General features: G+C 61.8%; 8 protein-coding genes. All 8 read left to right on the forward strand.

Features of this window, described 5'->3' with window-relative positions:
- Positions 1-13 precede the first annotated feature (13 nt).
- The 8 genes from treZ (at position 14) to ACEN9A_RS16110 (ending at position 12,985) form a co-directional block, all read left to right on the forward strand.
- Entirely contained in the window at positions 14-1,810 is a 1,797-nt protein-coding gene (gene treZ, locus ACEN9A_RS16075; RefSeq protein WP_258668593.1) for a malto-oligosyltrehalose trehalohydrolase, read from the forward strand.
- Positions 1,807-3,885 carry a 4-alpha-glucanotransferase gene (gene malQ / locus ACEN9A_RS16080; RefSeq protein ID WP_258668594.1) on the forward strand — a complete coding sequence of 693 codons (2,079 nt, stop codon included), beginning with the start codon at positions 1,807-1,809 and terminating at the stop codon, positions 3,883-3,885. Before treZ ends, malQ begins: the two co-directional genes overlap by 4 nt.
- On the forward strand, positions 3,882-6,668 hold the full coding sequence (locus ACEN9A_RS16085) for a malto-oligosyltrehalose synthase (protein WP_258668596.1): 2,787 nt from the start codon (positions 3,882-3,884) through the stop codon (positions 6,666-6,668). Before malQ ends, ACEN9A_RS16085 begins: the two co-directional genes overlap by 4 nt.
- Positions 6,669-6,689: 21 nt before the next feature.
- Entirely contained in the window at positions 6,690-7,031 is a 342-nt protein-coding gene (locus ACEN9A_RS16090; RefSeq protein WP_258668599.1) for a DUF2934 domain-containing protein, read from the forward strand.
- 93 nt (positions 7,032-7,124) lie between these two features.
- A complete protein-coding gene (glgX, locus tag ACEN9A_RS16095) occupies positions 7,125-9,281 on the forward strand; it encodes a glycogen debranching protein GlgX (RefSeq protein ID WP_019579260.1) in 2,157 nt (718 codons plus the stop codon).
- 402 nt (positions 9,282-9,683) lie between these two features.
- A complete protein-coding gene (locus ACEN9A_RS16100) occupies positions 9,684-10,442 on the forward strand; it encodes a PIG-L deacetylase family protein (protein WP_019650000.1) in 759 nt (252 codons plus the stop codon).
- A 251-nt stretch (positions 10,443-10,693) separates the two neighbouring features.
- Entirely contained in the window at positions 10,694-11,494 is an 801-nt protein-coding gene (locus tag ACEN9A_RS16105) for an endonuclease/exonuclease/phosphatase family protein (RefSeq protein WP_019650001.1), read from the forward strand.
- A gap of 426 nt (positions 11,495-11,920) precedes the next feature.
- Positions 11,921-12,985 carry an autotransporter domain-containing protein gene (locus ACEN9A_RS16110; protein WP_258668601.1) on the forward strand — a complete coding sequence of 355 codons (1,065 nt, stop codon included), beginning with the start codon at positions 11,921-11,923 and terminating at the stop codon, positions 12,983-12,985.
- Positions 12,986-13,027 lie beyond the last annotated feature (42 nt).

Consider the following 13,027-nt stretch of genomic DNA (forward strand, 5'->3'; position numbering starts at 1 on the left):
GAGGTTTTCAACGATGCCGTTACGGACTCTTGAAACCTGGCCCCACGGCGCAATCATGCTGGACGCTGAACACACGCGTTTTGCCTTGTGGGCGCCAGATGCGTTTTACGTCAGTCTTGAACTGGAAAACGGACAATCCCTGCCACTGCTGCCTCAGGCCGATGGCTGGTTTGTGATCAAGACCCGCTGCCCCGCGGGTACCCGCTACCGCTACAACATCGATGGCGAGCTGGAGGTGCCGGACCCGGCCTCCCGCGCGCAGGCAGGGGATATCGGCAGCCACAGCGTGGTGGTCGATCCCCTCGCCTATCGCTGGCAACACAGTGCCTGGCAAGGTCGGCCATGGAACGAGGCGGTGATCTACGAACTGCATGTCGGTGCGCTCGGCGGTTTCAGCGAGGTCGAGCAGCATCTGGCGCGCTTGGTCGAGTTGGGGATTACCGCCATCGAACTGATGCCGTTGGCGCAGTTTCCCGGCGAACGCAATTGGGGCTATGACGGGGTTCTGCCTTACGCACCACAGGCCTCCTACGGTTCGCCCGAACAACTCAAACACCTGATCGACACGGCCCACGGCCATGGCCTGGCGGTGATTCTCGACGTGGTCTACAACCACTTCGGCCCGGACGGCAATTACCTGCATCGCTACGCCAAAGGCTTTTTCCGCGAAGACCAACACACCCCGTGGGGCGCAGCCATCGACTTTCGCCGGCGCGAGGTGCGTGACTTCTTTATCGACAATGCGTTGATGTGGTTGCTGGAATACCGCTTCGACGGCCTGCGCCTGGATGCCGTGCACGCCATCGAAGACCCGGACTTCCTGCAAGAGCTGGCGCAACGGGTTCGCCGGCAAATCGATCCGGCGCGGCACGTGTGGCTGATGGCGGAAAACGAGCACAACCAGGCCAGCCTGCTGGAGCAAGGTTTCGACGCGCAGTGGAACGACGACAGCCATAACGCCCTGCACGTGTTGCTCACCGGTGAAACCGACGCCTATTACGCCGACTATGCGCAAAACCCCACCGAACAACTGGCCCGTTGCCTGAGCCAGGGTTTCGTGTTTCAAGGCCATATCACCCGCCACGGTACGCCGCGCGGTGAACCGAGCGGTCACTTGCCGCCGACGGCCTTCGTGCTGTTCCTGCAGAACCACGACCAGATCGGCAACCGCGCCTTTGGCGAGCGGCTGCATCAACTGGCCCGTTCCGAGGCCCTCAACGCCGCCACCGTGTTGCTGCTGTTGTCGCCGATGATCCCGCTGATGTTCATGGGCGATGAGTTCGCCGCCGAGCAACCGTTCCTGTTCTTCACCAGCCACCACGGTGAACTGGCGGAGTTGGTGCGCGAAGGTCGACGCAACGAATTCGCGGCCTTCAGCGCCTTTGCCGACCCGCACAAACGCAAGCAGATTCCCGACCCGAACGCGATGCAGACTTTCGAAGCGTCGCGGCCGAAGCTGACCGCCACCCGGCAACCGGCCATTCATGAGCTGTATCGTCGACTGCTGCAAATCCGCCATCAACACATCATCCCGCAGTTGCCCGGCGCCCATGCGCTGGGCGCGCAGCTACTGGCCGAGGGCGCGGTGTCGGCACGCTGGCGGCTGGGCGATGGCAGTCAGTTGCGCATTGACCTGAACCTCAGCGACGCAGCCGTGGTCCACACCCCACAGGCCGACGCGACGCTGCTGTTCGAATACCCGCCGCACTCGGCCGGTCTGTTGGATCAGGGCACCCTTGCCCCGTATTGCGCGCTCGTCAGCCTCACAGCCGCAGCCCCTTTGCTACCCCCGGATGGAGAGCGACCATGAGCGATGCGCAACTGGAAATACTGGCCAGCCGAGCCGGCCTGGCCGTCGACTGGATCGACGCCAACGGCCGGCCACAAAAAGTCACGCCGGCGGTGCTGCGCTCAGTGCTTATCGGGCTTGGCCATCCCGCCAGCACCGCCCAGGAAATCGACGCCAGCCTGCTGCAACTGCAGGAGGCACAGCAAACCCGGCACCTGCCGCCGCTGCTGACCTGCGACGTTGGCGTCGGTCTTGATCTGGCCCACTACTTTGCACCGCAAACCCCGTGTGAGATCCATCTCGAAGACGGCTCGCGGCTCAACCTCAAGCTCGATGACAACGCTGTTTTGCCCGGTTTGGTGCCGGTGGGTTATCAGCACGTCAGCATCGACGATCAGTCGTTCACCCTGGCGGTGGCGCCCGAGCGCTGCTACAGCGTCGGCGACGCCGTTGACAGTCAAACCCCGCGCGCCTGGGGCCTGAGCGTGCAGTTGTATTCGCTGCGCCGCCCCGGCGATGGCGGTTTCGGCGATACCCAGGCCCTCGAAGATCTGGCCCGGGTGGCCGGCGAACGGGGCGCCGAAGCGTTGGCGATCAGCCCGCTGCATGCGATGTTCAGCGGCGACACCCAGCGTTACAGCCCTTACTCGCCGTCCAGCCGTTTGTTCCTCAATAGCCTGTACGCGGCGCCCGGTGCAATTCTCGGCGAGCGTGCCCTGCGCACCGCAATCGACGCCACCGACCTTGCCGCCGAACTCAAGCACCTCGAGGCATTGCCGCTGATCGACTGGCCCACCGCCGCCGAGGCCAAACATCGCTTGCTGGAAGCCTTGTACGAAGGATTCACCCACGGCGCACACCCCTTGCATGCCGACTTCAGCAGCTTCCGCCACGCCGGTGGCGAAGCGCTGGAAAATCATTGCCGCTTCGAAGCGATCCAGGAAGCCCGTGCAAGGCGCGGTGAAAGCCTCGACTGGCGCGAGTGGCCCGAGCAATGGCGTAACCCGCGCAGCGCCGCCCTGGCGCAATTTGCCGAAGAGAACTCGGCCCGCATCGGCTATTACGCATTCTGCCAATGGCTGATTGCGCGCAGCCTGGAGCGCGCACAAACCGCCGCCCGTGGTGCCGGCATGGGCATCGGCCTGATCGCCGACCTGGCGGTGGGCGCTGACGGCGGCGGCAGCCAGGCCTGGAGTCGCCAGGACGAATTACTCGCCTCGCTGACCGTGGGTGCGCCACCCGACATCCTCAACCGCACCGGCCAGGGCTGGGGGATATCCGCGTTTTCCCCCGAAGGTCTGGTGCGTAACGGCTTTCGCGCGTTCATCGAAATGCTGCGGGCCAATTTCGCCCATGCCGGCGGCCTGCGCATCGATCACGTCATGGGCCTGCAACGGCTGTGGGTGATCCCTAAAGACGCACCGCCCAGCGACGGAGCGTACCTCTATTATCCGGTGGATGATCTGCTACGCCTGCTGACCCTCGAATCCCATCGGCATCAGGCCATCGTCCTCGGCGAAGACCTCGGCACCGTGCCCGATGGCCTGCGTGAAAAACTCATCGCACGCTCGATCCTCGGCATGCGCGTGCTGTTGTTCGAACAGGACAACACGCACTTCAAACCGATTCTCGACTGGCCGGACAACGCCCTGGCCACCACCAGCACCCATGATCTGCCGACGCTCAATGGCTGGTGGCATAGCCGCGATATCGATTGGAGCGCGCGCCTGGGCCTGACCGACGCCACGGGCGAAATCGAATGGCGCCGCCATCGCGAACGCGAGCGCGAAGGCTTGCGCCGAGTGCTGAGCCAGGACCCGCAGAACTTTCGCGAAGAGTCCCATGAAACCGATCAAGTGCTCGACGCCGCCATCCGGTTCCTCGGTCATACCCGCGCGCCGTTGGTGTTGTTGCCGCTGGAAGATGCCCTGGGTATCGAACAGCAGGCCAACCTGCCCGGCACCACCGACACCCACCCCAACTGGTCCCGCCGGTTGCCCGGCGACAGCGAGGCACTGCTCGATGATCCGGATGCGGCCCGCCGCCTCGAACTGCTCGCCTGTGCGCGACTTCAGGCGGCCGAGCGTGACCAATGAATCAACCGCTCAGCCAGCCGCTGCGGGCGACCCTGCGGCTGCAATTTCATCAAGGCTTCACCCTGGATCAAGCGGTGCCACTGGTGCCGTATTTTTCCAGCCTGGGCATCAGTCATCTCTATGCCTCGCCGCTACTCGCCGCCCGCGCCGGCTCCATGCACGGCTACGATGTGGTAGACCCGACCACGGTCAACCCTGAACTGGGCGGCGAAGCGGCGTTACGCCGTTTGGTCGCTGCGTTGCGCGAACATCATATGGGGCTGATTCTCGACATCGTCTCCAACCACATGGCCGTCGGCGGGGGCGACAATCCCTGGTGGCTCGACTTGCTGGAATGGGGACGGCTGAGCCCCTACGGCGAATTCTTCGACATTCAATGGCACTCGCCCGACCCGTTGATGGAAGGCCAGTTGCTCTTGCCCTTCCTGGGCAGCGACTACGGCATCGCCTTGCAGGACGGCACCCTGCCCTTGCGTTTCGATGCCCGCCGCGGCGCCTTTCATGTCGAGCACTATGAGCACCACTTCCCTATTTGCCCGACCGACTATGGCGAACTGCTCAAGGCCGATGACCGATTGAATGTCGAGCAGGCTGAACGACTCAAATCCCTGGCAGACCGCTTCAGCACCTTGAGTTACCAGAGCGATGCCCACAGCCTGGCGGTTCCACTGAAAACGGAACTGCGCGAACTGGCTAGCGATCCGGCCATCCTAGATGCCATCCAGTACACCCTCAGCACTTACGACTCGCTTACCCCCGAAGGTTTCCAGCGCCTGCACACGTTGCTGGAGCGCCAGAGTTATCGCCTGGCCAGTTGGCGCACCGCGGCGGACGACATCAACTGGCGGCGCTTTTTCGATATCAATGAACTGGGCGGCCTGCGCGTCGAACGGCCGGCGGTGTTCGAGGCGACCCATGCAAAAATCTTCGAGCTGGTGGCCGAAGGTCTGGTCGACGGGCTGCGCATCGACCACATCGACGGCCTCGCCGACCCGCGGGGCTACTGCCGCAAACTGCGGCGCAGGGTCGATCGCCTGGCACCGGGCCGACACCTGCCGATCTACGTCGAAAAGATCCTCGGCGAAGGCGAAACCCTGCACCGCGACTGGTGCGTCGATGGCAGTACCGGTTACGAATTCATGAACCAGTTGTCGCTGCTGCAACACGACCCCGAAGGCGCCCAGGCCTTGGGCGAACTCTGGAGCCGGCACAGCGAACGGCCCGCCGATTTCCGCCAGGAGGCACAACTGGCGCGCCAGCAGATTCTCAACGGCTCCCTCGCAGGCGATTTCGAAAGTGTTGCCCACGCCATGTTGCAAGTGGCCCGGGACGACCTGATGACCCGGGACCTGACCCTCGGCGCGATCCGGCGGGCCTTGCAGGAACTGATCGTGCACTTCCCGGTGTACCGCACTTACATCAGCCCGTTGGGTCGCGCGGCCCAGGACGAGATGTTTTTCCAGCAGGCCATGGCCGGTGCCAGGCAAACCCTTGGCGAGGCCGACTGGCCGGTGCTCGATTGCCTGGCCGGCTGGCTCGGTGGCCAACCCTGGCGCAAGCGCCCGGTGGGCCGTCCACGCAAACTGCTCAAGCATGCCTGCGTGCGCTTCCAGCAACTGACCTCACCGACGGCCGCCAAAGCGGTGGAAGACACCGCGCTTTATCGCTCGGCGGTGCTGCTGTCGCGCAACGATGTCGGCTACAACACCGAGCAGTTCAGCGCCCCGGTTGCCGACTTCCATGCCGCCTGCGCCAATCGCCTCGCCGAGTTCCCCGACAACCTGCTGGCCACCGCGACCCACGACCACAAACGTGGTGAAGATACCCGCGCGCGGCTGGCGGTGTTGAGCGAGCGCAGCGCCTGGTACGCCGAACAGGTCGAGCACTGGCAAACCCTCGCGGGCGAACTGCGCAGCGACCCCGGCGCGCCCTCGGCGGGCGACGAACTGATTCTGTATCAAGCAATCCTCGGCAGTTGGCCACTGGAATTGTGTAGCGACGATCAACCTGCGCTCGAGGACTACGCCAAACGCCTCTGGCAGTGGCAACGCAAAGCCCTGCGCGAAGCCAAGTTACAAAGCAGCTGGAGCGCATCAAACGAGGTGTATGAACAGGCGACCCACGGGTTTCTCGAACGCCTGCTGCTAAGCCCCGAAGGTCAGCCATTGCGCGCGGCCATCGAGGCAGCCGCTCAACGCATTGCCGTCCCGGGTGCACTGAATGGATTGGCGCAAACCTTGCTGCGAATGACCGTGCCGGGAGTGCCGGATCTCTATCAGGGCAACGAGTTCTGGGACTTCTCGCTGGTCGATCCGGATAACCGCCGGCCGGTGGATTACGTCAGCCGTCAGCAGGCCATGCACCTACCGCTTGACCTGTCCGCTCTGTTGGCGAACTGGCGTAACGGGCGCATCAAGCAAACCTTGATCGCCCGGGCGCTGAACCGGCGTGCCGGGCATGCCGAACTGTTTCAAAAAGGCACTTATCAAGCCCTTGAAGTGATTGGCAGCCAGGCTCACCGGGTACTGGCGTTTGCTCGAGAATGGCAGGGGAAACGGGCAATCGTGGCCGTACCGATACGTTGTGCCGGACTGCTGGAAAACAGTGCCGCCCCCCAGATTGACGCGTCGCTGTGGGGCGATACCCGAATCAAATTGCCGTTCACGGCCACCGAAGAAAATCTGAAGGGACTTTTTACCAGCGTCGCAGTCACAAAACACAAGGAGCTGATGGTCGGCGCCGCGCTGGGGGATTTCCCGGTCAATCTCTTTACCCAAACTTGAGTTCAGTTCAGGAGCATTGCGATGAGTACCGACGAAAAACGCATTCGCGAATTTGCCTATCAAATCTGGGAATCCGAAGGAAAACCCGAGGGCCAGGAAGCCCGCCATTGGGAGATGGCCTGCAAACTCGCCGAGGCCGAAGCCCTGGCGCCCGGCAAACCAGCCAAAACGAGCAGCAGCAAAACCGCAAGCAAGCCCGCGGCCGGCAAGCCCGATGGCAAGCTGGTCAATGGCAAGGGCCTCGAAACCAAACCCCGCGCCAAGCCCAAAGCCAAACCCGCTGCCGCTTCGGCAGTGATCCCGCCGGGCGAAAAAACCACCGTGAAAAAGCCGCGCACCGCGCGTAAACCACCCGAGGTCTGACGCTTCACTGTCTTGTCCTGATTGACTTCGTGGCGAGCCCGCTCGCCACCGAGAGCGCATTCGCCCTCGAAAAATACCGTTGCAGGAGCAGCTATGACCAGTCCAAAGAAAACCGCGCCCGAACCTCACGAGGCCTCGCGAATCCGTGAAGGCTTGCCCTTCCCGCTAGGCGCGACCTGGGATGGCCTGGGGGTCAATTTCGCGCTGTTTTCGGCTAACGCGACCAAGGTCGAACTGTGCATCTTCGACGATGCCGGCGAGGTGGAACTGGAGCGTATCGAGCTGCCGGAATACACCGACGAGATCTACCACGGCTACTTGCCCGACGCCCATCCGGGGCTGATCTACGGCTATCGCGTGTACGGGCCGTACGACCCGGCCAACGGTCATCGCTTCAACCCGAACAAACTGCTGATCGACCCCTATGCCAAACAGTTGGTCGGCCAATTGAAATGGTCCGAAGCGTTGTTCGGCTTCACCATCGGCCACCCCGACGCCGACCTCAGTTTCGATGAGCGCGACAGCGCGCCCTTCGTGCCCAAGTGCAAAGTGATCGACCCGGCCCACACCTGGGGCCATGACCATCGGGTCAGCGTGCCATGGGACAAGACGATCATTTATGAGACTCACGTACGCGGTTTCAGCATGCTTCACCCCGCCGTTCCCGAGAACCTGCGCGGCACCTTCGCCGGGTTGATGGTCGATGACGTGCTGGAACATATCCGCAAGCTCGGCGTATCGACCGTGGAGTTGCTGCCGATCCATGCCTTCGTCAACGACCAGCATCTGCTGCACAAAGGCATGACCAATTATTGGGGTTACAACAGCATCGCGTTCTTTGCCCCGGACCCGCGCTACCTGGCCAGCGGCAAGATCGCCGAGTTCAAGGAGATGGTCGCGCACCTGCACGAGGCCAATCTGGAAGTGATCCTCGACGTGGTCTACAACCACACCGCCGAGGGCAACGAACAAGGCCCGACCCTGTCCATGCGCGGCATCGACAACGCCTCTTACTACCGTTTGAGGCCCGACGACAAACGCTACTACATCAACGATTCCGGCACCGGCAACACCCTGGACCTGAGCCACCCGTGCGTGCTGCAAATGGTCACCGACTCGCTGCGTTACTGGGCCACGGAAATGCACGTGGACGGTTTCCGTTTCGACCTGGCAACCATCCTCGGCCGCTACCATGACGGCTTTGACGAACGGCACAGCTTCCTTGTTGCCTGTCGTCAGGACCCGGTGCTGCGTCAGGTGAAATTGATTTCCGAATCCTGGGACTGTGGCCCCGGCGGTTATCAGGTCGGGAACTTCCCACCGGGCTGGGTCGAATGGAACGACAAATTTCGCGACACCGTGCGCGCGTTCTGGAAAGGTGACGACGGCCAGCTTGCCGACTTCGCCAGCCGCATGACCGCCTCCGGAGAGATGTTCAACCAGCGCGGCCGTCGACCGTATGCTTCGCTGAACTTCGTCACCGCCCACGACGGTTTCACCCTCAACGATCTGGTGTCGTACAACGACAAGCACAACGAGGCCAACGACGAGAACAATCAGGACGGCAGCAACAACAACCTGTCGTGGAACCACGGCGTCGAAGGCCCCACCGACGATCCCGAGATCAATGCCCTGCGCCTGCGGCAGATGCGCAACTTCTTCGCCACGCTGCTGCTGTCCCAGGGTACGCCGATGCTGGTGGCCGGCGACGAGTTCGCCCGCACCCAGAAAGGCAACAACAATGCCTATTGCCAGGACAGCGAGATCGGTTGGGTCAATTGGGACCTGAGCGAAGACGGCAAGGCGCTGCTCAAGTTCGTCAAACGCCTGATCAAGTTGCGCCTGGCCTATCCGATCCTGCGGCGCGGGCGCTTCCTGGTGGGCAATTACAACGAAGACATCGGGGTCAAGGACGTGACCTGGCTGGCCCCGGACGGCAGCGAAATGTCCAATGAGCAATGGGAAGAAGGTCACGGTCGCTGCATGGGCATACTGCTCGATGGCCGCGCCCAGGAAACCGGCATTCGCCGCAAGGGTGCCGACGCAACCCTGCTGCTGGTGGTCAACGCGCACCATGACATCGTCAACTTCCTGCTGCCGGAAGTGCCTGACGGCGGTTTCTGGACCTGCATGATCGATACCAATCAACCGTCGATTCGGGGCCAGGAACGCTTTGAGTTTGGTCGCCAATATTCGGTTACTGGCCGTTCGCTGCTGTTGTTTGAACTGCAGCATGAGGAAGAAGAGTGAAAGTGATCACCATAATATCTGTAGCAGCTGCCGAGCCTGCGAGGCTGCGTTCGGCTGCGCAGCCGCCGTAAAACCTGAGTGCACGGTATATCTGCAAGATCGCATCGTTTGACTTCACGACTGCTTCGCAGCCGAACGCAGCCTCGCAGGCTCGGCAGCTGCTACCAAGGGACGGTTTCGGTGACTTTTTGCAAAGCCTGACACAGCCAGGGTTAAAAAAACCGCATGAGACCAAAGGCTGAGGCGACGAATAGCGTTTCATGGGCAATACTCTGACCGCGGCAATCCAGGGTTCGGAGCGCCGCACATTGCTATCTACCCGCCTTCACGGGTCTGCCAGGCTTGCGCCCTTGCAAGCATTGCGCACGACTGAGGGCCAGACAGAACAAGGATGTAGCGCCTATGAAACCGGTTTCCATCAGCGAAAACAGCTTGTCTGCGCAGATCTGGAACAGCGCCCCACAACTGGACAACATCCCCGTCATCAACACCGAAACACTGGTCCCTGCTGGAGCTCGCGCGGTGATAATCGCCCCGCATCCCGGCGATGAAGTGGTGACTTGCGGTGGCCTGCTGCAACTGTTGTGCGCCCTTGGTCATCCTCTGCAACTGATCTCGATTACCGATGGCAGCGCCAGCCATCCGGGGTCGCGACAGTGGTCAGAAAAACGCCTGAGCGTGTTCCGCCCCCAGGAAAGTGTCGAAGCCTTGCGCCGGCTCGGCTTGCCGATGCACAGCCTGAAGTGGATTCGCGGCGGCTTCACCGACAACGCTCTGGACGAGCGGGAGTCAGAATTGACCCAGTTCATCGTCCGCTACCTGCGCCCCGGCGATGTGGTATTCACCACCTGGCGCGAAGACGGCAACGTCGACCACGACGCTGTCGGCCGGGCCAGCGCCAGGGCCGCCGCCCTGGTCGGGGCGACGCTCAACGAAATACCGGTCTGGGCCTGGCACTGGCCGATGCGCGACCACGGGCAACTTCCTTGGCATCGCGCACGCAAGCTACGCCTCGACACCTGGACTGTCGCGCGCAAAAGCCACGCCACCTATGCCTACGCCAGCCAGCTCGACGGCGAACCGGCGATCGGCATCGCCCCGCTACTGCCACGAGTGATTCTGGAACGCATGCGGTTGCCGTATGAAATTGTGTTTGTCTGATCGGACTCGCTCGTAGCAGCTGCCGAGCCTGCGAGGCTGCGTTCGGCGGCGTAGCCGTCGTAAAACCGGAACTTACGGTGCATCAGGCAAACCGCGTCAGCCGGATTCACGACGGCTACGTCCGAATGCGGCCCACACCGAACGCTGCCTCGCGGTGCTCGACAGCTGCTACGGGTGTGGTGAATGTGTTTGAACTGCTCGCCCACGCATCAGTCGCATACATACAGCAGCCCTGATTCAGAGGAGTGAACGTGACCCACGATGCCGAACGCCAAGCCGTCGAATCAGTGCCATCGAACACGCCCCCGACGATTCGCCGACTCAGAGTACTGACGGTCAATACTCACAAGGGTTTCACCGCCCTCAACCGACGCTTCATCCTCCCGGAACTGCGCGAAGCGGTACGCAGTACGTCGGCGGACCTGGTGTTCCTGCAGGAAGTGGTCGGTGAACACGACCGCCATTCTTCCCGTTACAACGATTGGCCACCGACCTCGCAGTACGAATTCCTGGCCGACAGCATGTGGAGCGATTTCGCTTACGGTCGCAACGCGGTCTACCCCGACGGCCATCACGGCAATGCCCTGCTGTCGAAATACCCGATCCGCGAATTTCGCAACCTCGATGTCTCGATCACCGGCCCCGAGCGGCGCGGCTTGCTGCACTGTGTCCTGGATGTACCGGGCCATGCCGAAGTGCATGCCATTTGCGTGCACTTGAGCCTGTTGGAAAGCCATCGACAACTCCAGCTGCAGTTGCTCTGCCTGTTGCTCGAATCGTTACCAGACGACGCCCCGGTAATCATTGCCGGCGACTTCAACGACTGGCAGTTGCAAGGCAATGCTACCCTCGCCCGACGCGACTACCTGCATGAAGCATTCGAACGCCACCACGGCCGCCCGGCGAAAACCTACCCGGCACGGTTTCCCCTGCTGCGCCTGGACCGCATCTACCTGCGCAATGCCAGCAGTCATGAGCCACGCATACTCGGCTACAAGCCCTGGACGCACCTGTCGGACCATTTGCCGCTGGCGGTGGAGGTGCGCCTGTAACACCGTCAAGCGACAGGCGCCAAGAACTGCTGCCTGAAGCAGAAAAAATGACAGTAATCACGTCACGGACTTGCTCATGAATTTTGCACTGTTCATCCGTCACGCAACCGATAGCCCACTACCCAATACGTCTGGATTGCACCTTTCAGGATGATTTTTCGTACAAACAACAACTTAGATCAGCGCCAATAATCAGTCACTTACAGAGCCTAAAATAGCCGCACCACTTATCGGCCATTTTCTTGACGCAGCACCATCGGTCTTCTTAGCTAGTCCTTACTACCCCCGGAAATCCATCAGGGGCAAGCCTCCAGACACCCGTAAAACGGGCGGGTCGGACCTTGCCTCAATCCATTCGGTCGCCCCTCATTCGGGGTAGGAGAGACGCCACAGCGAGATACGCATGCGATTGCAAGGTAGACCTCCATGAGAACTTCATTCACCCCACAAGAGATAAAATTCACTTTTTGCGTTGTCTCCGGTTCACTCCTGCTGTGCTCATCCATGGAGGTGCGAGCGTCGTCTGCCGAGGACGAAACAACGCCCTGGTACAGCCAGCAATTGCCGACAATTACCTTGCCCTTCGGCTTGGCCACGTATCCCGACCGCTTACGCGTCAACTCAGACTTACCCAGCTCACGCCTGACGATCGAAGACGCCGCGCCCCTGGCCTGGGACCACGCCTATGGCCCGACGTCGCGGCAGGCCCAAACCGATTATCTGGCCCAGGGCACGATCCCCGGAGCCAGCGAATTCAAAGGCCCGGCGCTCCTGACCGTGCAAAGCAACAGCGGTAGTACCCAACGGGTCGGACTGATCGGCGGCACCGCTCAATTCCAGGGCAACGACAACGGCCTGCTGACCAGCCGCGCCCTCGCCGACCCCAGCCACGACACGCTCAACCTTCAAGGCCAGAGCCTTGGTGCCTACTGGAGCCTGACCGGGCCGCAAGGCTGGCACGTCGACTTGACGGCCAGCGGCGGCCGGGTCAGCGGTTTTAGCCGCAACGACCAGGGCGTGCGACAAACCACCGAAGGCAGCGCGATGACAGTGTCGGTGGAAGGTGGTTTCCCGATTGGCCTGAGCGAAAACTGGGTGGTTGAACCCCAAGCGCAGTTGATCAATCAACGCATCACGCTGGATACGCCGTATGCCGGGTCAGGCAACGCCTCGTCCAGCGACCTGACGTCCTGGAGCGGACGGGTCGGTGCACGTTTGAAAGGCAGTTACGATATCAATGGCTTGCCGGTCGAACCCTATGTGCGGACCAACGTGTGGCACACGGTGTACACCGGCAACACCGTGAGCCTGGATCAGGTCGACAAAATCAGCAGCAGCCGCAATTCATCGACAGTGGACGTAGGCCTGGGGTTGGTGGCCAGGATGACGCCTTTGGTCAGCCTGTATATCAGCGCCGATTACAGCAGCAATGTGGATGACAATGATTTGAACGGGTTGATTGGCAGCCTCGGGGTGCGGATGCGGTGGTAAAAAGATCAAAAGATCGCAGCCTTCGGCAGCTCCTACAGTTCA

Source organism: Pseudomonas sp. Pseusp18 (assembly GCF_059506005.1).

Bases quoted from the DNA above. Each gene is read 5' to 3' on its own strand.
- treZ (WP_258668593.1), top strand. From the start codon at position 14: ATGCCGTTACGGACTCTTGAAACCTGGCCCCACGGCGCAATCATGCTG.
- malQ (WP_258668594.1), top strand. From the start codon at position 1,807: ATGAGCGATGCGCAACTGGAAATACTGGCCAGCCGAGCCGGCCTGGCC.
- ACEN9A_RS16085 (WP_258668596.1), top strand. From the start codon at position 3,882: ATGAATCAACCGCTCAGCCAGCCGCTGCGGGCGACCCTGCGGCTGCAA.
- ACEN9A_RS16090 (WP_258668599.1), top strand. From the start codon at position 6,690: ATGAGTACCGACGAAAAACGCATTCGCGAATTTGCCTATCAAATCTGG.
- glgX (WP_019579260.1), top strand. From the start codon at position 7,125: ATGACCAGTCCAAAGAAAACCGCGCCCGAACCTCACGAGGCCTCGCGA.
- ACEN9A_RS16100 (WP_019650000.1), top strand. From the start codon at position 9,684: ATGAAACCGGTTTCCATCAGCGAAAACAGCTTGTCTGCGCAGATCTGG.
- ACEN9A_RS16110 (WP_258668601.1), top strand. From the start codon at position 11,921: ATGAGAACTTCATTCACCCCACAAGAGATAAAATTCACTTTTTGCGTT.